Raw genomic sequence first — 25579 nt, 5'->3', positions numbered from 1 at the left:
GATGATTAAAACAATAATTTCACGTTAAATCCAATCGAACGTGTCGTAGGATACGCACCTGATTGATATCCCTGCACGTTACCAGCAGAAAGATTCTCTTCAGGATCAGAGTGAGGAAGGTTTTTGTGAATGATCCACAAATTACGTCCGTACAATGATAAATCAACTCCTTTTACTCCACCTAATTTAGCTACAAGCGCACGAGGTAAAGAATAAGTAAGGTTTGCTTCACGTAACTTTACATAACTAGCATCGTAAACGAAAGCATGTTGTGGGTTGAATGCATAACCATATGTTCCATAGTAGTTCTCTACGCGGATATCATTAGGCGTACCATCTGCTTTCACACCTGGCATAATCACACCACCACCAGCAGAAATTTCGCTACGAGATGGGTTTCCTTTATCATTCAATAAAGCTGACTCTTCTAATACACCCGTAGCAGCACCATAGTACTGATCTAATGAGAATACAGAACCACCAGACTTCACATCGATCAAGAAGCTAAATGTAACGTTCTTGTAACGGAATGAGTTGTTGATACCACCAATCCAGTTAGGATTTACGTTACCGATATTATTCGTAGTTGTTGTCGTCATGTCATAACGTCCGTTAGCTTTCACTAATTTCTCGCCATTTACATACTTCCAAGTTCTACCTTTCAAGATACCGTAAGGCTCACCTACTGTTGCGTTCAATGTAACACCACCTTGGAATGAAGCTAACTGTAAGTTTTGGCTTTCATTATATAGGCTTAATACTTTGTTACGGTTACGTGTAAAGTTCACGTTTACATTCCAAGCGAAATCTGCTGTCTTGATAGGAGAACCATAAAGACTGAATTCGATACCGCTGTTTTCGATGTTACCTGCATTTACATAAGTCGAGTTATAACCTGTTGATGTCGTAACAGAAGCAGGTAAAATTTGATCTAATGTATTAGTGTGGTAATACGTCGCGTCAAAACCTAAACGGTTTTGCAAGAAAGCCATTTCTAAACCAAACTCCTTAGAGATAGTTTGCTCTGGCTTCAAGTTCGGATTGTTTTGAGTTCCTGGAACTGAGAATAAGATCGTTGAACCAAACGGCGCTGGTTGATCATATACGTTAGAGATAGATCCCCAAGGAGCATCATTACCTACCGTTGCATAGTTAGCACGTAACTTACCTGAAGTTAACCAAGGTAAATCTTCGATGTGGTGAGAGAACAACCAAGAAGCTGAACCTGCATAGTATAAGTACGCATTGTTAGCCACAGGTAACGTAGACGACTTGTCTTGACGAACAGTTCCGTCTAACGTTAAGAAGTCTTTGTATGTTAACGTAGCACCACCGAATAAACCAAATACTTCACGTGGGTTATACGACTCAGATGGAGCAGAAACTGTTCCTTTTGAGTTAGCAATTGAATATAAACCTGGAACGATCAAACCACCATTTGTGATAGCGTAAACAGAACGGTTTAAAGACTTACGTAAGTTCAAACCAGCTAATGCCTTTAAGTTTAAATCTTTCGTTAAGTTTTTGTCAAAATTCGTGATTAAATCATAGTTGATCTCCTCAAAGTGACGATCATAACGAGAATACTCAGCGATATCCGTAGAACCTACAGCGATACGCTCCTCTTGGAACTCATCATAGGTATCCATTGTGATACGACCCATTACGTTTAAGTAATCCGTTGCTTTGTAGTTCAACATCGCGTTACCGAACATACGAGTACGAGTATCGTTCTCCTTGTTTTGGTAACGAGTCCAATAGTAGTTATCTGTATAGATAGGCTTCAATCCTGCTGCAGTAGAAGGATCAGACCAGTTCCAAGTAACGTTCTTGTTGTTACGGAAATAAGCTTCTTTTTGCTCCAAGATATCTACGTTTGTTTGATACCACTGACGGAAGTTTTGATTCACGTTCAATCCATCATAACCTGTACCGTAACGACCTAAACCTTCTACTACTGAGAAGTTAGCCGTTGCTGATGCCGTTAACTTAGGAGAGATAGCATACGTTCCTGAAAGGTTCATGATATTCTTAGAAACCTTAGAGTTAGGTAAAGTTCCACGATCTTCGTTACGTGTAAATCCTAATTTGAAAGTACCCTTATCTGTAGCACCATCTAAAGAGATGTTTGTGTTATTAGAAATAGCAGTCTCATAGAATTTATCTGGTGTATTTGCCGCAGCAACCCATGGCTTTGATTTTTGGTAGTTAGGACCAGCAGGATCAAAAGCATCCCAGTGGTATACCTGTAAGCTAGGGTCAAATTTCGTACCGTAAGAAGCATCTTCAGATGTAGGTACTACTAAATCATCTTGTCCATCACCATTTGCATCAAAATAGAAGAAACCATCTTTTTGGTATGGATCAGAGTAACCAGCACCATATTGGTTTTGGTATTTAGGGAAAGTAGAGCGATCAATCGTTCCTACAGATAAACCTGAGTTGATTGTCAAACCTAAACCTTTCTTCGCTTTCTTAGAAGTGATCATGATCACACCATTCGAAGCACGTGAACCATAAAGAGCAGTTGCCGCAGCACCTTTCAATACAGTCATTGACTCGATATCATCTGGGTTAATATCCGCAGCTGCATTACCATAGTCATAACCACCACGACCTGTACGTTGGTTAGATGAGTTGTTCACAGAGTTATCTACTGGCACACCATCTACAACGAATAAAGCTTGGTTATTACCAGTCAAGGACTTAGAACCACGGATTACTACGTTAGTAGAACCACCGATTGCGTTACCTTGTGTGATTTGCACACCTGATACTTTACCAGAAAGTTGTGAGAATGCGTTACCAGAACGAACACGAGTTAATTCCTCGCCCTTTACTTGCTGAGCAGCATAAGGTAAAGAGTTTTTTGTACGTGTAAGTCCCAAAGCCGTTACAACAACCTCATTTAACTCAGACGCATCTGAAGCTAAAACTACGTTGATTGAACTTTGGCTTCCTACTGAAACCGTTTGAGCTTTATAGCCCACAAAACTGAAGACGATGGCAGCTCCGTCTCCTACTGTAATTTTGTAAGTACCATCTGCTGCCGTGGTTGTACCACGAGATGAACCTTTTAGGCTGACACTAACTCCCGGAAGAGCCGCACCATCCTCTGAAGCCGTAACCTTACCGGTTACTTGCCTTGTTTGAGCTATTAATGAACTGAAAACAGTCATCATCAATACCCCAATGAGTAATAGTTTTTTCATGTTGTTGAGTTTAATTAATGAAAAAATAATAGAATAAGTTTGGCAAATTAGGAGTTTTCCAATATAAATGCAAACAATTTAAGCAAAAAAAAGAGGCACCATCTTGTGATAGTGCCTCTTTCAAAATAAATTAATCTATCCTTATTTAGGATTTTTAGTAGTTGCAGAACCTGCGCCAGCTGGATTATTAGCTAACTCATTATCTGGAACATCCCAATAATCTAAATAACCATACTTAATCGTTGCGTTAGTTGAGATAGAAGAACCATCTTTAGAGATAACTACCGCACCTGTGCGACCGCCTTCTAACACGCCCCAACGACGTGCATCGTAGAATGATAAACCACGGAAAGCTAACGCCACACGACGCTCTTTACGTAATTCTTCTTTTACTACCGCTGCATTTGTAGATGTAATAGGCGCTAAACCTGCACCTTGGTAAGCACGAACAGCATCAATACTTGCCGCTGCACCTGCTACATCACCTTTCCACAACTTCGCTTCTGCTTTCATTAACTCGTTTTCTTCATAAGAACCTAACAAGAAAATTTCAGCACTACCCGCTGTACGGTTTACATAGGTGTAAACACCTGCTAAACCATTACCACCATCTTTAATGGCATAACGCGTATTGAACGCGTTACCACGGTCAGAGTTACCTACCCAAACAGGGAATAACTTAAAGTTCTGCGCTAAACGCTGGTCGCCTGCATTAAATTCTTGAATCAAACGCTCCGAAATTTTATACGTATTACCAGAAGCGTTAGAACCTACCGCACGCGCCGCTACATTGTAGTTAGAGGAAGAGAACACATCCCCATTCGCGTTCGTGTTACCAGCGAAAACTGGATCAGATGCTCCTACCCCAGCATTCGCTAAAGACAAGATGGCATCCCACTGAGCAGCGGTCATCGTAGCCGTCGAATTATTTACTAGAATATTACGCGCTTTCATCGTATTCAAGTTCTTAATCCATTGTGCAGCTGTAGGTACAGCGCCTTTCTCTGTTTGGAAGAAATCAGGAATCAAGTTCGTGATGATCTCTGCAAAATCAGCTGAAGAACCAGATGCATTGACAGCAGTCGCCGCTTTATCAAAATTAGCTGTTGCCTCCGCAATCATAGCCTCTTTTGTTACATACGCATTATTAGTAGCTGAAGGAGTATTGACAATTAAACCAGCATAATAAATCGAACCAATGCGAGAATAAGCTAAACCTTTCCAAGTATAAGCCCACGCTTTGATCGCATTTTTCTTAGCCGCTGCGTCTCCTGAAAAAGTAGTTTTATCTACCGCATCTAAGATCGTATTACACGCATTGTTTAATTGATACATTAAAGCCCACTCTAAGAAAGTAGGATTACCTCCTTGTTGTGAATTAGTATTCACCGCACGAATTAAGGCCTTCTGCGTAGATGGACTATTCGGATTAGCCACTTGCGTGCCATTATCTAAAGTCACCATGTCTGGTGCAGAAAGATTATTCATGTAAGCATTAGCAGCCTCAGCGCCTACTACATCACCCATTAAATCATGAATACCTAATACGCCATTATAAAACGCGCCTACAACACCATCATAGTACTTATAACCAGACGATGTGAAACCATTTTTATACACTGATCCTTGCGCAAGCGCGATAATTCCAGCCTCAGAAGCAGCCGTCGCAGGCGTAGGCTGATTAGGATTTTGGATATCCAATTGATCCTTACACGACATAACCGATCCAGCTAAAAGCAGAAAGGAAAGCGCGGTTATTTTTATATTTTTCATTTTTTTCAAATTTAAATGATACCTTTTTCTCAATTCTGTATTAGAAACCAATGTTTAACTGTACCTGGTAAGAGCGTAAGTTAGGCATGGTGTTGTGATCGATACCACGATCCCAAGCAGAGTTATTACCACCTGAAGCGATTTCAGGATCCATACCTGAATAGTTCGTTAACGTGTAAAGGTTACGTCCAGACGCCACTAATTGTAACTTTCTGAATCCTTTAATTCCTAACGCTCTCACTAAATCAACACCGATAGATACGTTTCTCAAACGAGCAAAAGAACCATCTTCGTAGAAGTAATTTTTCGTTCCATTAAATGAGCTAGCAGCATACACACCGCGGTAGAATGCAGACCAAGCACCTGTTTGACCATCGATCGTGATAGGCTGTGCGTAATCCGAGTGAATACCATCACGGTACATCCAACCTTTAGTTTGGTTGTAAATACCTGCTCCTTGAACTAAATCCACTTGCATATTAAAGGTGATAATTCCTTTATAAGCTAAATCCGTGATGAAAGAAGCATTGAAATCTGGATTAGGATCCCCTAGAGCATAACGCTTAGCTGAGAAGAAAGGAGCTTTAGTCGCCTTGTTCACTACCCAACCATTACTTGCAACCGTATATAAACCACGGTTAGCTTCTGGAATAGCGACTGTACCATCTGGTAATTTAGCATCTAAGCTATGGATACCATAGTAACCGTACAATTGACCGATTTTCTCACCAGCCTTCAAAATATAACCAGTAGAACCAGCAGCAGAAGTTAATACTACTTCAGCACCACCACGAACCGCTGTGATTTCTGAAGATTGCTTTCCAAAGTTTACCGTAAAGTTCCAAGTCCAATCCGCATCTTTATAGATCTGCGCATTTAAACTTGCTTGGATACCATTAGAAGCAAGAGAGAAGGCATTATCCTTTACCGTACCTACACCTGATGAAGGAATAGCATCTACGTTAAAGATCGCATTATCAGTAGAACGCTTCCAGTACGTAGCAGATAAGTTTAAGTTATTCAACCAAGCTGAATTCTTTCCTAAGTTTAATCCGATATCCGTACCAATCTCTAATTCCTTAGAAATCTCCACGTTCAAGTTTGGATTTGATTGCGTTAACGGGAAGAAGAATGCGTTACCTGCACCAATAACACCTGTATTTAGGGTGATATAACGATCAAATGGACGCGGTTGAATACCTGCCTCACCATACGCTGCACGTAATTTAAAATCTTCTAACGTTGTGCTGATCGCTGAATTTTTGAAAATTCCTAATTCAGATACACGTAAGTAAGCATCTCCACGAGGGAACGTTTGTGGCGTAGAAGCTGCACCGAAGGCAGAAGAGTAATCCGTACGGAAACCACCTGAGATACCCCCATAAGTACCATAGTCAAAACGCTGATTCACTAAATAACCATACGTAATGAACGGCTCACGGTAATCACGAGCTACATACGTAGAAGCCGCTTGTGAAGTGTTGTAAGGAGTATAGTTAGGTAAACCGATACCATAAGAAATGTATGATGTAGTCTCTCTGTTACGGTAATCAAACGATAATTGCGTAGAAGTTCTTAATGGAATATTTACACCAAAGTCTTTTTGTAAATCCGTCGTAATAAAGGCAGATGCCAATAAGTTTTGGAATGCACTAGTGTATTCGTAATTATTGATCTCACCCGTTGCATCATTACCATTGTAGTTATAGTACCAATACTGTTGGTCCATAATATTCTTATTTCCCGTTTGGTTTAAATAAGTATATTTTGTCTTGTCTGTTTGGTAGTTAACACCATACTTCGCATCTAATGAAAGGAATTTATTCACCTCATAGTTTAAGTTCAAACTTTGGTTAATATCAATTCGCTTTGTATCTGTCGTAGTATAGTAGTTCACTGCATTCGGGTTATAACCGTTTACACCTACCGCATCACCAAAATACCCTGGGTAATTACCGTCAGCGTCTTTAAAGTCATAATCCACAAATGGACGTGAGTTAAATACAGAGAAAATGATTGAACGACCCGTTCCATCATTAATCGTGTTCTTCGTGTGAACTAATTGCGTAATCGAACGTAATTTCAAACCTTTCACTAATTCAAAACCTAAGTTCGCTGTTAAGTTCGTACGATTTAAACCACCCACATTTTTAAACGGACCTGCGTTATCTGAATTAGATAAAGCTAAGCTAAAATCACTTTTGTCCGATCCTCCTGAGATAGCCACAGAATTGTTGTAGTTCGTTGTAGGAGTAAAGAACATCTTAAAGTGATCGTAGTATTTTAAGTTCTTGTCATACGCCTTATTAATATTAGTCGTAGGATCCGTACTTGCTAAGATGACGTTTTCACCATATGCTCCATAGATTGGATCTAAAGCCAAAGGATTTCCTGAACCACCAATTACCTCATTATTTGCGTTCGTTTTGAAACCATGCTTATCTGCTTTTCTCAAATTACCCACATTTAAAGGAGTAGAATTAATCACCGAAGAGTTGATATCAATCGAGATTTTACCCGCTTTACCTTTCTTAGAGAATAATTGAATAACTCCATTTGCTCCTTGCGCACCATAGATTGTTGCAGCAGCTGCACCTTGAATTACCTCCACACGCTCAATGATATTTAAATCGATTGAATTAAGATCAGTAGAACCTAATTCAACTCCATCTAATAAGATCATCGGTGAAGTACCCCGGTTAATCGTATTAATACCACGTAAAACGATATTTACCGGTTGACCTGGCATACCATTCGCAGCAGAAATTTGAGCACCCGCAATTTTACCAATTAACGCTTGGTCTACTGAAGCAGACGGCACAGAAGGTAAATTTTTCGCTGTGATCGCTTGAACATCAATCGCAGTAGAGCGTTTGTCGATTGCCGTACCTGTACCCGTAACAACCACCTCAGAAAGCTGGCGAGAGTCTGTAGACAATTTAACATCAATCACGGATTGATTTCCCACAGAAACAGACTGTGGATTCAGGCCTACAAAAGAGAATACTAATGTGGCTGAACTTGGAACTGAGACAGCATAGTTTCCGTTTGCGTCTGACTGTGTTCCTTTGCCTGTTCCTTTAATTTGAACAGTAACACCTGGAAGACCAGAACCGTCCTCGGCTGAGGTCACCTTTCCTGTTACTTTTCTATCTTGAGCAAACAAGCTCGCAACCGATAGTAAGGTAAACAGCAAAGTCATGAGTAAGTTTTTTTTCATGAACATTTAGTTAGGGTTGAAAAAATTTGTTGATAAATCTATCGCTGGTAAATTAACAAAATGTTAATAAACAAACAATAAAAAAGTAAAAGATTGACGAATAAATACGAGATTAACTGAGAATAATCAGTTAATTGTATTGCAAAACAGCTTATTGAGCATATAATATTTGGAAAAATGCAAAAACGCACACAATAAGGAATTTTGTATTTTTTTGATAAAATAGCACATTTACAAGAATTGATCCAACAGCATCACTCCGGCCAAACCTGTTAAGGAAACAATCGTCTCCATCAAGGACCAAGATCTCAATGTTTCTTTTACCGTTAAATTGAAATATTCTTTAAATAGCCAAAAACCCGTATCATTCACATGGGAAAACATCAGACTACCTGCACCGATACTTAGCACCATTAAATTCGCATTTACACCACCCGCAGCCACTAAAGGATAGATCATCCCTGCTGCCGTCAAGCCTGCAATCGTGGCAGACCCCAGGCAAACGCGAATGATGGCTGCCATCATCCAGCCTAAAACCAAAGGATGAATAGGCAAACCACCTAAATACGAAGCAATTTCCTGGCTTACCCCCGAAATTAACAAAATCTCTTTCAAGGTTCCAGCACCTGCAATAATCAATAAAATCATCGCCACCTCTTTCACAGCCTCGCCATACACGTTCATCACTTCTTCAATTTTCTTCCCTCTGCGAATTCCTAACACATAAGTAGCCACTAAAATAGCCACCAACATCACCATCGCTGGATCGGCTATAAATTTCACCACGGAAGAATCCGGCATTTGCACTTCGGCAATCGTCGTTCCTACTAATAAAAACACAGGAAAAAGAGCAGCAATAAAGCTGGCCGTTTTACTCGGCAGATTCGTTTCCTCTACTTCGGCTGCTGCGAAAGATTTTAAGGGTTTGACGGGGAGATGGGCTAAGGTTTTGGCAAAAATAGGACCTGCTAAAATAATCGCCGGAATCGCTACCATAATTCCCAGGATTAAGGTTTCTCCCATATTCGCGTGAAACTGCGCCACTAAGGCCGCTGGAGATGGATGGGGCGGTAAAAATCCATGCGCCACAGACAAAGAGGCCATCATAGGTACCCCAGCCATTAGCGGGGGAATCTTGTATTGCTGCACTAAAGAAAAAATCAAGGGAATCATCAAGACAAATCCCACATTATAAAACAAGGGAATTCCGATCACGAAGCCCGTCAGCATCAAGCCCCAGGTAATGTTTTTTAACCCAAACAAGTCAATTAAAGTCCCCGAAATCTGTTTCGCAGCACCAGATGCCGCCACCAATTTCCCCAGCATCGCTCCTAGCACAAGAATAACAACTAAAGACCCAAGCGTATCTCCAAGCCCTTTTTGGATGGATTTGGCAATATCAGGAAGCGGTAAGCCGAAACAAACGCCCGCGAAAATACTGACGAGCAAAAAGGATATAAACGAATTGACCTTCCAGTACGTGATTAACAGTACTAAAAGGCCAAGACTAGCAATTACAATCAATAAAGTCATAGAGTGAATAGGTTATCACTCACAATTTAGCATTAAGCTTTAGAAATCACCATAGGTTTCCTCTAAATATTTCTGCATCACTAAGATATCTTCTTTAGAAGTTAAATCCGGCACATTCTCTGCTAATGGAATCGCGAAGAATCCTTTACCTTCCCCTTCTCCAAACATCACAACAGACGTAGGCAATTCTTTTTCATTACGCACTGGATGGAATGGAGTTTTAGCCAAATAAGGTAAGAAAGTGCTCGCCTCAAACACAAACACATTCATGCTCACGCCTAATCGACCTTGCTTCGCCATTAATTCTTCCGCTTGCTCTTTCGTCGGCTTTTCGATAATTTCTAATAAATACCCTTCTGCATCCGTGCGAATCAAGGCAAAAGCAGAAATACGCTCCTCTGGATACAATAAACTATCGCGGTGATACGAAATCAAGGCTTGAGGAACCTCAGATGCCCAAAGTGTCTTCAACGCATTCACCGAATACAAGTTATCCGAGTTACACACGATTACGCGACCTGTTTGCCAATCTGCGTGTTGTGATAAAGCTTGGTACACCGCATCTGCAGTACCCGCTGGTTTCTCGCGATCCGCCGCAATTTGCTGGCGAGCGAAGACGATTTTCATTCCCCAAGTCGCGTCTTTAGCCATTAAGGACTCACAATATTCTTGCGAAACGCTATCCGTCGGATGTAATAATAACATCACTTCTTCGATACCCGCTAAATGTGCGTTGTACAATTGGTAATCAATCAAGGTCTTGCCATTCTTTCCCACTTGGATCATCCCTTTGGTCACTGCATTCGCCTGTGCCACTAATTTCGGATCTAAATCACTGTTCTCTTCTGCTAAGGCTTTCTTCATGCGAGAAGCCATACCGCCCGCCAAAATCAATAATCTCTTTTTCATCTTATTTTCGTTGTTCCTTTATCTACCGTTATAATGTAAGCCTTCCCTCCCACTGCTTCTATCGCCTCGACCACTTTTTCAGGATTCTTGGGCGCGTAAGCAAACATACATCCACCGCCGCCTGATCCGTTTATTTTTCCTCCCAAAGCTCCCGCCTCCAAAGCTGCCTGGATCATTCGGTCAATCTTGGGCGTAGAAATCCGCTTGTGTTCTCGCAAATTTACTTGATGTTCCGTTAATAAGGAACCTAATTTTTCATCTGACCAGGGGTTTTTCCCCTCAAACATCGCCTTTGCCTCTAATAACAAATCACGATCACTGATATTTGCTTGCAAAAGCACCCATTCATCATCAGTTAACAAGTCGCGGTATTTCGCGGGATCATTTTCTGTCGCTAAATCAAATTCCGGGAATTTCGCCTGGATTTTCTGCATTCCACCCAACATCCCAAACTTCACGTGACTCAAAATACCCAAGGTATCTTTAGGCTCTTCTGAATCTCCTAAAACAAAAGTTCCTAGCTCTCTAGCGTATGTTTCAATGTGAATCTCCGGCACAGAGGCTAAATAAATCACATTCCCCACTGCTGTCGAGTACTGGTCCATCATCCCGCCTGGCTCAGAAAACTCAAGTACTTCTGCTTCGTAAGTAATCTCACCTACCTGCTTTTGGGTATAGCCTAAACCGTATATTTCGTTCAAGAAATTCACCCACGATACCAGCAAAGCGGACGAACTGGACGTCCCGGAATTGATAGGAATATTTCCGCTTACCGTTAAATCCAAACCTTTGGCTAAGCGATGTCCCTTCCGGTGCAATACGTTTAACACACTTTTGAAATAATCACGCTCTTTCGTGTAGACTAAGGGAAAGCTTAGCTCGAATGATTCTTCCGCTCCTACATCTGGTAAGGAAAAATGTACCACATTATCTAACCTGAAATCACCTTCAATCTGAATACGCTTCGAAATCGCCGCTGCAATCACAGGCAAGCCCAAATAATCTTGGTGTTCGCCAAAAAGACAAATACGACCCGGGGTTGATACGATCATCTTAAGCAGGGTGTTTCGTTAAATAATCCAATTTATAAGCCCAGGTGGCCGCGATGTTTTCAGCCTTAGTAATCGCCTCTTCCGTCTTAGGCCCTTCAAACAAATCGCGAAGCGTTTCTCTGAACATCGCTAACCAACGCTCGAAGTGAGCTGGCGTAATGGGGTGAATCTGATTAATCTGCAAATGGGGTCTCATCGGAGCCCCTTTGTAGGATGTCCCTTGAAACAACAACATCTCCCAAAAATCATACATTTTAGGGAGATGCGTCGAAAAATCTACGTGCATCACTTCCATAAAAACCTTTCCCACTAAATCATCTGAGGGCATTTTTGCATAAAATGCATCCACAAATGTTTTGATATCGGCTTTCGAGGTGATGTCGTTTTTCATTACTTTGTCTTCACTTTGGCCATCAAATGCTGCGCCACTTTGGCTCCTTGAACCACGCCTAAATCTAAGGCCGGACGGAAGTGAATCCCGCCGTATAAACGACTTATGGATGCCTCATCTGCCGCCTGCTTAAAAGAAGTAAACTTACGAGGTGGCAAGCCATAAGGAATCTCCGTAGAATCATTAAAGGCAATTTTGTCACCATATAATTCGGTCAATACCGTAGCAGCCGCACTTGAAATAGTACTATGTCCTGATGTATATTCAGGGAACGGAGGTGTCTGCAAAATCGGTATCCATTTTTTATCAATGCTATTATTAATCACCGTCTCAGGACGAATTCTCACCGAACGGTATTTCTCATCCCAGCAGGAAATAAAACCATCAAAAATAGCCATTGAAGTCATTGCAAACGCCTCTGCCACTTGTACGTGGGATTTTTTTGTTTGACGAGAAACTTGGCCCACAATACCTAACCAGTGACCACCCGGAGACATCTTCTTCGTAGCAAACATGGCATGACCTGTGATATTCATTTTGAAAGGATTACAATCCCAAAAATTAGCTATATCCCGCTGCTCATTCGTTAAATTATTCACGGTAGTGTATACCTCCATTACTTCTTTGTAATAGGCAGAACCTGGAGTCAAATCAAATGTAGACGGAACTGGGGCCTGAAATTGCGCAGATGAGTCTAAACCAACGGGACGAATCTTTGTCCAAAAAGGCTCAACCGCATCCATGTAAGCTGGAGGAGTCGGAGTCCAGGTACCCGGGTCATTTGTCACTGTAAAACGGAATCCTCGCGTTTGCTTGTAATTATCTTTCGCCGCATACTTCATCACAGACTCTGCAATCGAGTCACCAAGTGCAATCGAACGCTCATAAACGTCATCAGGAATCCCCGTTGCCTGGTAATCTTCTTCCATTTTTTTATCAAACTCCTCATACAATTCTTGTGCGAAGGTCAATTTCTTGCCTACAGACAAAAATGCGCGAGTAGAGGCAAGCGGGTAACAATATTCTTTCCCCTTTTCAGGCTGTGCCACCTGTTCGAAACCATTGAGTTGGCCTACCAACGACTTATATCCTTTCTCTCCATGAATGGCCGCCTCGTATCCTGCGATGCTCGCATACATGTAAATACGGGATGATACAGGGGGAGCGAAAATATCGTGAATGATACTTTCCGTCAACATCACTTCCGCGCGAATTAAAAATTCAGGATTGGAAGCCGCTTTTTGATAGTCTTTGTTCGAGCTAGAACAGGCTGCTACGAACAATACAGCGAAAAGTAAGATAATTTTTTTCATGTAGGGTTTGATTAACCTCACAAAGGTACGAAAAACGTCCATACATTTCGCTGACGTAAATCAGGATCTGGCCAAAATTTCTTCAGCCGCTTTCCTACCTGATGAAAGCGCACCTTGCAGCGATGGAAATTCCAAATAATCCCCGGCTAAAATGATGCCATTAGCCGCTCTTTTAATCGCTTCGTAGTCATCCACTTTTTGCAGGGAATGAGGAATATCAAAGCTATCAACAAGGGTCAATTTTTGCCCCGGCAATTGCTTTTGCAACGCCTCTTTCACCTCTTTTTCGGAACTATTGCTAAGACTTGTCGCAGAATACAAAGCCTTGCCACTAGGGGCAAGACCAGGATTTATATCCGTCAAACACGTAAAATGGAGCAAGTGTTGCTCCCCTACTAAGCGCAATAAGGCAGGTTCATTCGAGGCCTTTTTCGCTGAAAAATAAAACGTTCGAGAGGCTAAGGTTTCCGGCGTTGGTAAACCCAAAATCTTCGCAGCCACTGGCAAATCCACCGCTAAAATAACGGCGTCACCTGCTATGTTTTCACCTGATTTCAATGTAATACTTGTGGCATTTAAAGCGACAATTTCTTGATTTAACTGAAGTTTATCAGCTGGTAAACTGGCAGCCATCTGATCTGGAATAGCCTGCATTCCTTTGGCAGGAATCGCTGCATTTCCATAGAGAAATTGATGTAAATAATAGAAAAACAAAGAAGCAGGTTGAGTCAAGCTCTCTTGCAAAAATACGCCTTGAAAAAACGGGATTAAGAATTCGTTCTTGAACCGATTAGAAAAAGAATAGGATGCAATAAGTTCCTGCGTTGTCTGCTTATTTCCATCTAAAGCGGGCACGTCACCTTGCAATCTAAACCAAATTCTAGCCAACGAAAAAACATCTTTGAATGTCAGCATATCGGATGAAAACAAATCAAATGGTCGGCGAAGGGGATTAAAAAACAGTTGATCTTTAACCCAGGCGCCCGATTCAAAAAAATGCAGGTGAAGTGCCGTCAAGTCTAAGGAACGTTGTACTTCCGGATAAGAGGTTTGCAAAACCTGAAACCCTCGGTCTAAAATAAATCCATCTTTTTCTATGGAAGAAACGCGTCCACCTACCTTGGCCTGCTTTTCGAACAAAATGAAGTCTCTGCCGTTTTGGTGTAAAATAGTAGCGGCTTGCAAACCGGCAATTCCACCACCAATAATCAAGATAGGTTTCATAGATAAATTATATTTTTTAAAACACTGCAAAATTAAAATTGTTTAACATTCTTTTTATTAAATTGCAGTTTATAAATACAAAATTCCTGAATGGAGTACCTAATTAAGGCAGAAGGAGAGTACCGTTACATCGACGAAGGACAGGGTGAGACCCTTTTATTACTTCACGGATTGTTTGGCGCATTAAGCAATTGGGCTGGAGTGATTAATCACTTCAAATCAAATTACAGAGTCATTATTCCACTGATGCCCATCCACGAAATGCCCATTAAAGAAGCTGGATGTGAGGGATTGACGGAATTTATCGAGGGCTTTGTTGCATTTAAAGGGCTGGATAAGTTCAGCGCGATTGGAAACTCATTAGGCGGGCACGTGGCATTAATTTACACCTTACGCCATCCTGAAAAGATCCAACGCTTAATTTTAACTGGTTCCTCTGGCCTATTTGAAAACTCGATGGGCGGCTCTTATCCGAAGCGCGGGAATTATGAATATATAAAAGAGCGCGTAGAATATACCTTTTATGACCCTAAAACGGCTAGTAAAGAATTAGTGGATGAGGTGTTTGAAATCACGAATAGCATTCCTAAAGTGATGCGCATTATCGCCATAGCAAAATCTGCGCAACGTAATAATATGGCTAAAGATATTGTCCGTATCAAAGCTCCTACCCTCCTAATTTGGGGGTTAAATGACACCATTACTCCGCCAGAAGTGGGACATGAATTCAATCAATTAATTCAAGGTTCTACCCTTCGATTCATTGACAAATGCTGCCACGCACCTATGATGGAAAGACCCACTGAATTCAACGAAATTTTAACCGATTGGTTAAACCAGAACCCAGTATAATATGTTAATGCTATCACACCTGAATTATGATTTACCGGTGTTGCGATTGACAGATTCAGTAGCAAAAGCGCTGAAATCGTTGCGCACACAGGGAGTCAATGCTTTAGCGGTGGTAGAAAACAAACAATTCATAGGACTCGTTTCCGATGAAATACTTGCACAGGCCTTATCTCCTGACCAAAGCCTATCAGATCTGAAAGCTCATTTCCACCCCTTTCACATGGAAGAGGAAGAGGATGTGTTAGCTAGTTTGCCTTGGTTTGATGAACCAAGTTTTGATCTCATCGCCATTACTAATTCGGAGGGTTTATTTAGAGGTTATTTGACCAAAAATACGGCCGGAAATCTCCTACTAAATTCAGGGTTAGAAAACAAAAACGGCGGGATTATCCGAATCCCTTTCCAAGCTTCTCGAGACAGTCTCAGTACGATCATTCGCATCATTGAGGAGGAAAAAGGATTTGTCGTCCGCAGTTTTTTCCAAGAGCCTAATGTAGTATTACAAGTACAAACAGAGACTTTTGGCAAGATTATTTCTAATCTAGAAAGACATGGTATTTTCATAGAAAAAGCCTTTGTTTTTGGCGAGCAACTTGAAGTTGACCAAGATCGTTTTGATCATTTAATGCGTTTTATTGATCTATAATGAGTGTACAATTAGCCATTCACGGAAAAACCTTTTCGGCTGAAACCAAGCCCTTAATGGAGAAAATGTGGGCGGATATTTGTGCTAAAAACTGCCAGCCCCTCCTCTCCGATTTCTTCAAAAATCACCTCCTCGAACACGGCTTCTCCGTGGCAGAAGTACCCAGCTATTCCACTGAGAAAGGTTTAGAATCCGCGGACATGGCTTGGAGTATTGGCGGAGATGGAACACTCTTAGAAACGTTGACTCAAATAGGCGCTAAGGAAATCCCCATTTTAGGGATCAACACGGGTCGATTGGGCTTTTTAGCCACCCTGTCACCCCCAGAAATCAGCGCCGCATTAGACACCGTTTTACAAGGAAATTACCGAATCGAAAATAGAAGTTTAGTCTCTGTAGAATCCGATGTTGACTTTTTTGATGGAAAAGGCTTTGGCCTGAACGAAGTGGGCATCATGAAGACAGATACGTCTTCCATGATTACTATTAAAGCCTTCGTAGACGGCAATTACTTGAATTCCTATTGGGCAGACGGATTAATTGTTTCCACAGCCACTGGATCCACCGGTTACTCGTTAGCGGTGGGCGGTCCCTTAGTGATCCCAAGTTCCGATATATTCATCATTGCACCTATGAGCCCGCATAATCTAAACGTGCGACCACTCCTCGTTTCTAGTTCAGCTGTTTTATCTTTTGAAGTAAGTTCTCGAAGCAAAAACTTCTTAATCTCGTTGGATTCTCGCTCTAAAGTCATCGACAGCCACTTCAAAATCGAAGTCAAAAAGGCTCCTTTCTCTGCGAAATTGATCAAAATTCCGGGAGATGATTTCTTGCAGACGTTGAGGAGTAAGTTGAATTGGGGGTTAGATGTCAGAAATTGATTTTATTCATTTAAAAATGCGCTGCGCGATATTTTTCAAATGAATAAAACCAATTACTCTCACTACTGTTTAGAGTTGTTTTAGGTTTCTAATTCACAAAATTATTGCGCAGCACAATTTTAGAATTAGAAAACAAAAACAACATTTCATTAATCCATCCCCGCAGGGGATTCCAACTTTATTCTTTGTGCTTTATGCTTTGTGCTTTACAATAAACGCTTCAGTTCATTAAGTTTAAGCAACGCCTCAATCGGCGACAACGAATTCACATCTAATTCCTTTAATTGATCTTCGATTTTCTGAAGACCCTCCGGAATTTCCGCGCCAAAAAGACTCATCTGGTAATTAGCCTTCGGCATCTCTTTCAGCTTATCGATGTTATCCTCTAACACGTGATCTTTCTCCAAGTTTTGGAGAATTTCATGTGCACGTAGAACAAGGGAAGTAGGCATTCCGGCTAATTGGGCAACGTGAATACCAAAACTATGGGCACTTCCGCCTGGCAATAATTTGCGCAAGAAGATGATTTTATTGCCTACTTCTTTCACCGAAACGTGGAAGTTTTGGATGCGCGGGAAGTCTTGTGTTAATTCGTTTAATTCGTGGTAGTGGGTAGCAAATAAGGTTTTGGCCTTGTAAGAAGGATGATTGTGCAAGTGTTCCGCGATCGCCCAAGCCATCGAAACGCCATCATACGTCGAGGTTCCGCGACCAATTTCGTCCAACAAAACGAGGGAGCGAGACGATAAATTATTCAAAATCGCCGCCGTTTCCGTCATCTCGACCATGAAGGTGGATTCGCCTTTGGATAAGTTATCTGAGGCTCCCACGCGCGTGAAAACCTTGTCTACTAAACCCAACGTCGCGGATTGAGCCGGAACATAAGATCCCATTTGAGCAAGCAAGACGATCAAGGCTGTTTGACGCAATAGAGCCGATTTACCCGCCATATTGGGACCGGTAATCATCATAATCTGCTGCGTTTTATCGTCTAAATAGATGTCGTTAGGAACATAATTTTCGCCGGCAGGCAACTGCTTTTCAATCACCGGGTGACGACCACCCTTAATATCGATAATCTCCGTTTCGTTCAAAGACGGACGCACATAATTGTTCTTCTTCGCCACCGTAGCAAAGGAAGCTAACACATCAAGCGTAGCAATCCCCAGCGCATTTTGCTGAATCTGAGTGATATAACCCAAAGTATCTTGAACCAATTCTTGGAATAGACGGAATTCTATAACGGATATTTTATCCTCCGCGCTCAGAATTTTCTCCTCGTAAATCTTTAATTCTTCCGTGATATAACGCTCTGCATTGACTAAAGTCTGCTTGCGAATCCACTCCGGAGGGACGCGGTCTTTGTGCGCATTGGTGACTTCTAAATAATAGCCAAAAACCTTGTTATAAGAAACCTTCAAAGAAGTAATTCCGGTGCGTTCAATTTCGCGCTTTTGGATATCGGCTAAGAAGTTCTTGCCGGAGCTAGATAGTCCGTGCAATTCATCTAATTCCGCTAAATAACCGCTTTTGATCATGCCTCCTTGGTGCATTAAAACGGGCGGATCTTCGCGCAAAATCGTGTCAATTTTTTCGACTAAATCCCCGCAAGTATCAAGGCTATTCGCAAGACCTGAAAGGCTCGGTGATGTAGAAGCCGATAGCAAGGTTTTAATCTCGGGAATCTGTTGCAAGGCCTTCTTCAAGGCATTTAATTCGCGGGGATTGATGCGACCTGCGGCGACTTTGGAAATCATCCGCTCTACATCTCCGATAGGTTTCAATAAGTCAGAAACTTGATCTAATAAACTCGAAGAGGCGAGTAAACCCGCCACGCCTTCTTGACGTTGTTCGATCGTTTTTAAATCTTTCAAAGGCAAGACCAGCCATTTACGCAGTAAACGACCACCCATCGCCGTCAAGGTTTGGTCGATGAGTGCAATTAAGGGAACTCCGCCCTCTTGAGTCGGATGAATTAATTCTAGATTTCGGATGGTAAAACGATCTAACCAAACGTATTTATCCTCCTCAATGCGTTGAATCGAAGAAATATGACCGATCGCACGGTGCTCTGTTTCGGCTAAATAATGTAAGATAACTCCGGCAGAAATGATACCTAGAGGACTATTTTCAATCCCAAAGCCCTTCAGGTTTTTGGTCTTAAAATGTTGTGTTAAAAGCGGGTACGTGAATTCGTGGGTAAATATCCACTCTTCCATCGTAAAGCTGTGAAATTGCTCTCCAAAGGCATCGATGAAGGCGTTGCGGTGTTTCTTCGGATACAAGATCTCGGCCGGCAGAAAACTTTGGACTAACTTCTGGATATAGGCCAAAGGACCCTGCGAGCACATAAACTCCCCTGTCGAGATATCCAGTAAGGCAATTCCGTAGGTGGCCGATTTTTCCTCTAGAGAAATCGCCGCCACGTAATTATTGCGCTTATTATCTAAAACTTGGTCATTAAACGAAACGCCCGGCGTCACTAATTCCGTTACCCCCCGCTTCACAATTCCCTTGACGGTCGCGGGATCTTCTAATTGATCACAAATGGCTACGCGTTCGCCTGCACGGACTAATTTAGGCAAATAGGTGTCCAAAGAATGGTGTGGAAAGCCCGCTAATTCGGCGTCGGCGTTGCCATTATTACGGCGCGTCAAAACAATCCCTAAAATTTTCGAGGCTTTTACCGCATCTTGGCCAAAGGTCTCATAAAAGTCCCCCACCCGGAACAATAAAATGGCCCCTGGGTATTTCGCCTTGATTTGATTAAACTGCCTTGAAAGTGGGGTTTCCCCTTTTTTCAATGGCTCCTCTCCGTTGTCTGCTTTCCGTGCCAAATATTTCTTTTCTATTAATGACAAAAATAAACCAATTTTTCTATTTTTGATTTCTCTAAACCAGATTAACAAAATGATTAACTCCTCTATTTACATTAAATCTCAGCAAGAGGTTTTCGATGTAGTGATCGTAGGTTCCGGTGCGGGTGGCGGTATGGCCGCGCACACGCTGGCAAAAGCCGGAGCAAAAGTGTGCATTCTGGAGGCTGGACAGCCTTTTGACCCTGCCGATCCGAAAGACATGACCCAAATGAAATGGCCCTACGAATCGCTTCGCCGTGGAGCGAGTTCATCGCTACGTAATTTTGGCGATTTCGATGCGGCTTACGGTGGCTGGGACATTGAGGGCGAGCCTTACACCCGTAAAAATGGAACAAAGTTTGATTGGTTCCGCTCTCGGATGGTGGGTGGTCGTACGAACCACTGGGGACGTATTTCCTTACGTTTTGGTCCAGATGATTTTAAAAGAAAAAGTATCGATGGCTTAGGCGATGACTGGCCGATCGGATATGACGATATGAAGCCTTATTACGATAAGGTAGACCAAATGATTGGGGTTTTTGGAACAAATGAAGGCCTAAGAAATGATCCAGATGGCTATTTCTTGCCTCCTCCCAAGCCACGTTTACACGAATTAATGATCAAAAAGGCGAACAAAGCCTTAGGCATTCCGACCTATCCGTCGCGTATGTCGATGTTAACAAAACCGATTAACAACGAGCGTGGTTCTTGCTTTTATTGCGGACAATGTAACCGTGGTTGCTCTGCCTACGCCGATTTCTCGTCCTCATCCGTATTAGTAAAACCAGCTGTCCAAACCGGAAATACGACTTTACTTCCTTTCGCCATGGCGCGAGAAGTAATGACTGATCCCGTGACTGGCTTAGCAACAGGTGTTTCTTATGTGCACACTGGCACGATGATGGAATATTCTGTTAAAGGAAAAATCGTTGTTTTAGCAGCCTCTGCTGGCGAAACAGCTCGTTTATTATTGAATTCAAAAAGCGCGCGCTTCCCGAATGGTATCGCTAATTCAAGCGGTGTCGTAGGAAAATACATCAATGACTCCACTGGAGCCTCTCGTTCCGCGATTATCCCGTCTTTATTTGACCGTAAACGCTATAACGAAGATGGTGTGGGCGGGATGCACGTGTATACGCCTTGGTGGTTAGATAACAAAAAATTAGACTTCCCTCGTGGCTACCACATCGAATATGGTGGTGGTATGGGAATGCCAAACTACGGTTTCGGCTGGGGAATCGAAGGTCTGAACGGTAGAGAGAATTTCAACCGCGATGGAATTAAGAAAGCGGCTGGAGGGTATGGTGCGACCTTGAAAGAGGATTACCGCCGATTCTATGGTGCTTATGTCGGTTTTGCGGGTCGCGGGGAACCTGTGCCACGCGAGGACAACTATTGTGAAATTGATCCGAACGTCGTAGACAAATTTGGTATCCCTGTGCTTCGTTTTAATTACAAATGGAGCGATTACGAGGTGAAGCAGGCCAAACACATGCAAGACACCTTTGAAGAGATTATTCACTCGATGGGTGGCGAGGCTTTGGGCAAGAAACCAGGTGCGCAAGACAATTATGGTTTAGCAGATCCAGGACGAATCATCCACGAAGTAGGAACGGCACGTATGGGTAACGACAAGAATACGTCGGTTCTTAATTCGAACTGCCAAGCGCATGACGTGAAGAACTTGTTCGTAGCAGATGCGGCTCCATTCGTATCTCAAGGAGACAAAAATGCGACATGGACGATTTTGGCATTATCCTTACGTACATCTGAATACATTATCGATCAACGCAAAAAAGGCAACCTGTAAGATGAAAAGAAGAGACTATTTAAAAAATATGGGCTTAAGTTCACTGGGCTTAGCCGTTTTCAATCCGGATGAAAAAGCGATTGAGAATTTAAATTTGGGTAAAGTTCCGGTCAAAAGACCGAACGGACGTACGCAAGACGAGGCGGAGCAAGAAGCGGCGTTAAAAGCAGAAGTATTCTTGAACGCGCACGAGTTAGCGACGATTACGGTGCTATCTGATATCATCATTCCGGCAGACAAGAAATCTGGCAGTGCCTCTCAATCCGGCGTAACCGCCTTTATTGAGTTCATCGTCAAAGACAAAACGGAATTTAAGACGCCTATGCGCGGTGGATTACGTTGGTTAGATGTAGAATCGAATAAGCGTTTTTCTAAAAACTTCATCGATATTACGCCCAAACAGCGGATTAACATCGTAGATGATATCGCTTATCCTGGTAAAACGCCTAAACATTTAACGCAAGGAGAATCATTTTTTACCTTGATGCGCAATTTAACGGCAACCGGATTCTATACCTCTAAAATCGGCATAGAAGACCTCGAATACAAAGGAAATACACCGAATCAATGGAACGGAGTTCCAGACGAAGTATTAAAACAATATGGTTTAAGTTATGACGCCTAGTCGTTTCGTTAGACCCACCATTTTTCAATCCATTCCAGGCCTCGTGGCGGGTGTTAGCACTCGCCACGGCGGCTTGAGTGAAGGTCCTTATTCCTCTTTAAACGTAGGCGTCCACACCGATGATGCGCCCGAAGTCATTGAACAGAATCTTTCTCTTCTTTGCGCTGATGTAGGTATTGCGCCAGCCGATTTAGCTCGTTCCTACCAGGTGCACGGCGATAAAATTTGGGTAACAGGTAGAGCTGGATATCTATCCGGATTCGATGCGATGATTTCAGTTCAACCGGGAGTTTTTGCGGGCGTGGGAATCGCTGATTGCACCCCTATTTTAGTAGCAGATCCGGTTACACGCGTTTGTGCGGCCATACATGCGGGATGGAAAGGAACAGTCGCTAGGATTGTTGAGAAAACTGCCAAACGCATGATTGAGAACCGAGGGTCTAATCCTGCGGACCTATTAGTCTACATTGGACCTTGCATCAGTTTCGCTCATTTCGAAGTAGGAGACGAAGTGGCAGCGCAATTTTCGGAAGAATTCAAAACGCGAAAAGGAGCCAAGTGGCACGTCGATTTAAAAGCAGCGAATGAAGCACAATTACGCGCAATAGGTATTCAACAAATTGAGATAGATCCTTCCTGCACGGTAGCAAATAATGCAGACTTCTTTTCACACCGAACAGAAAAGGGTGTGACGGGCAGAATGCTCGCCCTAATTGGATTTCAGGTTTCGTAAGAACATTTGGCGGTTCAAATTCTCCTTTGGCAAAAATTCATAGGCTTTTTTGTAATCCTTCTTCTTTAAATCTCCATTCTTCACCGATTTAATGAAATTGATCCAAGCGAAAGGATTCGTGAATGCTAACATCGGATCATTAAAGAAATTCTTGTTAGCCTGAGAAGAAATCATCAGATCTGAGAAATTTCTAAAATTCGAAGAGGCTCCCATACCGGCTTGCAAGGCGAATACGTTCAATTTAGACTGTTCTAAATTTCTTCTAACCGTCTCTCGCTCTTTTGAATCACGTAATTCCATGGCTAAAAAAGCTTGCTTAAACTCTTCCTCGCTTGAATGAGGGAAAACTTTGACCTCCCGCAACATCGTCGTCATCTCTTCCATCGGAATGATCACTTGGTGCACTAAGTCCGTATCACGCGGCACGATATAGTATTTTTTCTTGTAACCAATGTAGGAAATCACCAGACTATCCCCGGGAAAAACGTACATATCTACTTGACCAAAATTATCACTTAAGGCACCTCGACCGGCTTGGGGATTGAAGATATAGGCCAAAGGTAGGAACTCCGCATTACTCGAAGCAACCACACGACCTTGAAATAAGACTGTTTTGTCCTGCCCTTGGGAAAAAGCAGTAAGCGATACCAAGCAGAAAGCCAGTGCACCTATCACACGAACAGCCAATCGTTTTTTCATAAGGCCGAAATTAAGCAAAAATTGAATTCGGAACTGTTAAAGCCTGTTAAAGCTTTCCGTTTGGAAATAATTTCAAGAACGTAATGATGAACGGAATCGAAAGTAACAAGCCATCAAAACGATCTAAAAAGCCACCATGACCCGGAATAGTATCTGCAGAGTCTTTGATCTTGATACTTCGCTTAAACAAAGATTCCACTAAATCTCCGTAGGTACCAGCTACTACAATGATGATTCCGATACCAAACCATTGCCAAGACGCATAATTCGTGTAATACATCGACAACACATAAGCGACAATCATAGCGGCAATTAATCCACCTATACTTCCCTCCCAGGATTTTTTAGGGGAAACACGTTCGAATAGTTTCGTCTTGCCAAATTTCGTGCCCGCAAAATAGGCCCCAGAATCACTAGCCCATAAAAGGAAGAGACAGCCTAAGATGATTTGAGGGTCATAGGTTTCGTTTTTAATAAAAGCCAAAACGGTTAACAAGGCGAATGGCAAGGCCACATAAATAATCCCTAAAAAGGTATAAGCAATGTTTTTAAAGGGCTTTTCGTCTTTCGCATTGTAAAGCTTAATGAAGAAAATCAAGGCTAACAGAGGCGATAAAATATAATAATTCGAGTAAGCGATCTCTCCTTTCTCAATAAAAAAGGTCAACAGATGGAGCACTACACCGCAAAAAGTTCCGTAAAAAGTAAGTGGTAAATTATCGCTAATACTACCTACTAATTTGTAAAATTCTAGCTGCGCAGCTACTCCGATTAACAGGAATAAACCTAAAAAAGTATAGTCGCTAAACAATACACAAAAAAGCAAAAAAGGCACCGCTATGATAGCTGCGATCACCCGTTGTTGCAAATTAGACATCTCACGTAAACCCATAAATCTTATTTTTCTAAACGCATGCTATGCAAGCGTCGTATGTAAAACACCACTAAGCCGAAAGAGATCACCACTGACCACCAAGGCGTCAATTCTCCTAATTTCTCCGGATCTACCGCGATTTGTTTCTGCTGATACATATACTGCATGGTCAGTGTCCAGCCATTATTGAACAAATGGGCCACAATGGGAATCCAGATATTGCGATTCCACACATACAAATACCCAAAAAAGGCCCCTAAAAATAAGCGCGGAAAGAAGCCAAAAAACTGAAAGTGAATAAAGCTAAAAATGCCAGCGGACACCCAAATCGCCACGTGATGATTTCCCGTATAACGTTCAAAAAGCGACTGCAAAACGCCTCTAAAGAACAATTCTTCTCCTAAAGCCGCTAAACCAGCAATGACTGCTAGACCAATCGCAAAGTCCATCGGACTATGAAAATTAATTAAAAATTTCGTCAATTCGGCTAATTGTGTTTCTGAGGCACGCATCCATTTCTCCGTCTCTTCAAAGCCCGCTGGCAACACTAACGATTCATTCCATTGAATGATGTACTCTAAAAATGGCATTCCCACTAATATCGTGATGATGGACCACAAAAAGACGCGGTAATCGGGGCTAGGATTGCTCGATAAAGAATTTAAATCACGCTTTTCAGACCAGCGTAAATAGGCCCAAGAACTTGCTACGAAAGTAAAGAGGGCAGAAAACCACTGCAAGGCCATCATGGCGCGGAAGGCTCCCTCGTAGTTTTGGGGATGAGCCATAAAATCTAGCACAGATTTTTGAAATTGATTGACGTCCTGTGTAGGGAAACCCACAATTAAAACGACGGATAATAAACCGATAAATTGACCGATAAAACCACCCAAAAGGAAAAATCCGAATAATATTAAGATTTTAGACAGCAAACCGATGTAACGTTCGGGGCCTTGAAAATTGTTATCTACCAT

Annotated in this window: 19 protein-coding genes; 6 read left to right on the top strand and 13 right to left on the bottom strand. The window is 42.2% G+C overall.

Annotated elements, in window-relative coordinates; translation table 11 throughout:
* Positions 1 to 5: 5 nt before the first annotated feature.
* From G9X63_RS08050 to G9X63_RS08010, 9 genes are all read right to left on the bottom strand, one after another.
* Positions 6 to 3212, bottom strand: a complete 3207-nt coding sequence (locus tag G9X63_RS08050) for a SusC/RagA family TonB-linked outer membrane protein (protein ID WP_252622353.1) — start codon at positions 3210 to 3212, stop codon at positions 6 to 8.
* A 141-nt stretch (positions 3213 to 3353) separates the two neighbouring features.
* Complete coding sequence (locus G9X63_RS08045) at positions 3354 to 4985, bottom strand: RagB/SusD family nutrient uptake outer membrane protein (RefSeq protein WP_252622351.1); 1632 nt, start codon at positions 4983 to 4985, stop codon at positions 3354 to 3356.
* Between the two features lie 40 nt (positions 4986 to 5025).
* A complete protein-coding gene (locus G9X63_RS08040) occupies positions 5026 to 8205 on the bottom strand; it encodes a SusC/RagA family TonB-linked outer membrane protein (protein WP_252622349.1) in 3180 nt (1059 codons plus the stop codon).
* Between the two features lie 231 nt (positions 8206 to 8436).
* Complete coding sequence (locus G9X63_RS08035) at positions 8437 to 9738, bottom strand: gluconate:H+ symporter (protein ID WP_130923620.1); 1302 nt, start codon at positions 9736 to 9738, stop codon at positions 8437 to 8439.
* Between the two features lie 39 nt (positions 9739 to 9777).
* Entirely contained in the window at positions 9778 to 10647 is an 870-nt protein-coding gene (locus G9X63_RS08030) for a sugar phosphate nucleotidyltransferase (RefSeq protein WP_130923621.1), read from the bottom strand.
* A complete protein-coding gene (locus G9X63_RS08025; RefSeq protein ID WP_252622347.1) occupies positions 10644 to 11699 on the bottom strand; it encodes a GHMP family kinase ATP-binding protein in 1056 nt (351 codons plus the stop codon). Before G9X63_RS08025 ends, G9X63_RS08030 begins: the two co-directional genes overlap by 4 nt.
* 1 nt (position 11700) lies before the next feature.
* Positions 11701 to 12090 (bottom strand): group III truncated hemoglobin, encoded by a 390-nt coding sequence (locus tag G9X63_RS08020; protein WP_130896099.1) that lies wholly within the window; start codon positions 12088 to 12090, stop codon positions 11701 to 11703.
* Positions 12090 to 13403: a vanadium-dependent haloperoxidase gene (locus tag G9X63_RS08015; protein WP_130923624.1), complete on the bottom strand. Its 1314-nt coding sequence runs from the start codon at positions 13401 to 13403 to the stop codon at positions 12090 to 12092. The genes G9X63_RS08020 and G9X63_RS08015 overlap by 1 nt, the downstream gene beginning before the upstream one ends.
* Before the next feature lie 60 nt (positions 13404 to 13463).
* Positions 13464 to 14627, bottom strand: a complete 1164-nt coding sequence (locus G9X63_RS08010) for an NAD(P)/FAD-dependent oxidoreductase (protein WP_130923625.1) — start codon at positions 14625 to 14627, stop codon at positions 13464 to 13466.
* Between the two features lie 90 nt (positions 14628 to 14717).
* Here G9X63_RS08010 and G9X63_RS08005 point away from each other — a divergent pair, with 90 nt between their 5' ends.
* From G9X63_RS08005 to G9X63_RS07995, 3 genes are read left to right on the top strand one after another with little or no spacing between them, the layout of a single operon-like run.
* Positions 14718 to 15479 carry an alpha/beta fold hydrolase gene (locus G9X63_RS08005; protein WP_130896096.1) on the top strand — a complete coding sequence of 254 codons (762 nt, stop codon included), beginning with the start codon at positions 14718 to 14720 and terminating at the stop codon, positions 15477 to 15479.
* Between the two features lie 7 nt (positions 15480 to 15486).
* A complete protein-coding gene (locus tag G9X63_RS08000; protein ID WP_161566436.1) occupies positions 15487 to 16125 on the top strand; it encodes a CBS domain-containing protein in 639 nt (212 codons plus the stop codon).
* Positions 16125 to 17006 (top strand): NAD kinase, encoded by an 882-nt coding sequence (locus tag G9X63_RS07995; protein ID WP_130923628.1) that lies wholly within the window; start codon positions 16125 to 16127, stop codon positions 17004 to 17006. Before G9X63_RS08000 ends, G9X63_RS07995 begins: the two co-directional genes overlap by 1 nt.
* A 206-nt stretch (positions 17007 to 17212) precedes the next feature.
* On the opposite strand, the gene mutS is transcribed toward G9X63_RS07995, so the two are convergent.
* Entirely contained in the window at positions 17213 to 19858 is a 2646-nt protein-coding gene (gene mutS, locus G9X63_RS07990) for a DNA mismatch repair protein MutS (protein WP_252624870.1), read from the bottom strand.
* A gap of 58 nt (positions 19859 to 19916) precedes the next feature.
* On the opposite strand from mutS, the gene G9X63_RS07985 reads away from it, so the two are divergent.
* Genes G9X63_RS07985 through pgeF form a run of 3 tightly spaced genes read left to right on the top strand, consistent with a single transcriptional unit; the run spans position 19917 to position 23032 of the window.
* Positions 19917 to 21674: a GMC family oxidoreductase gene (locus tag G9X63_RS07985; RefSeq protein WP_252622345.1), complete on the top strand. Its 1758-nt coding sequence runs from the start codon at positions 19917 to 19919 to the stop codon at positions 21672 to 21674.
* A gap of 1 nt (position 21675) precedes the next feature.
* The gene (locus G9X63_RS07980) at positions 21676 to 22299 is read left to right on the top strand and encodes a gluconate 2-dehydrogenase subunit 3 family protein (protein ID WP_252622343.1); all 624 of its coding nucleotides are present in this window, start codon (positions 21676 to 21678) and stop codon (positions 22297 to 22299) included.
* A complete protein-coding gene (pgeF, locus tag G9X63_RS07975; protein ID WP_252622341.1) occupies positions 22289 to 23032 on the top strand; it encodes a peptidoglycan editing factor PgeF in 744 nt (247 codons plus the stop codon). The genes G9X63_RS07980 and pgeF overlap by 11 nt, the downstream gene beginning before the upstream one ends.
* Here pgeF and G9X63_RS07970 read toward each other — a convergent pair.
* From G9X63_RS07970 to G9X63_RS07960, 3 genes are read right to left on the bottom strand one after another with little or no spacing between them, the layout of a single operon-like run.
* Positions 23009 to 23731, bottom strand: coding sequence for a peptidase associated/transthyretin-like domain-containing protein (locus tag G9X63_RS07970; protein ID WP_252622339.1), 723 nt, complete (start codon positions 23729 to 23731; stop codon positions 23009 to 23011). The two genes, pgeF and G9X63_RS07970, sit on opposite strands and share 24 nt — an antisense overlap.
* Before the next feature lie 46 nt (positions 23732 to 23777).
* Positions 23778 to 24623: a phosphatidate cytidylyltransferase gene (locus tag G9X63_RS07965; protein WP_236633198.1), complete on the bottom strand. Its 846-nt coding sequence runs from the start codon at positions 24621 to 24623 to the stop codon at positions 23778 to 23780.
* Between the two features lie 5 nt (positions 24624 to 24628).
* Positions 24629 to 25579, bottom strand: coding sequence for a CPBP family intramembrane glutamic endopeptidase (locus G9X63_RS07960; RefSeq protein ID WP_130923632.1), 951 nt, complete (start codon positions 25577 to 25579; stop codon positions 24629 to 24631).

The sequence above is a fragment of the Aquirufa antheringensis genome, assembly GCF_023921165.1.
GTDB classification, from domain to species: Bacteria; Bacteroidota; Bacteroidia; order Cytophagales; family Spirosomataceae; genus Aquirufa; species Aquirufa antheringensis.
This window is presented reverse-complemented; position numbering and strand designations above follow the sequence as displayed.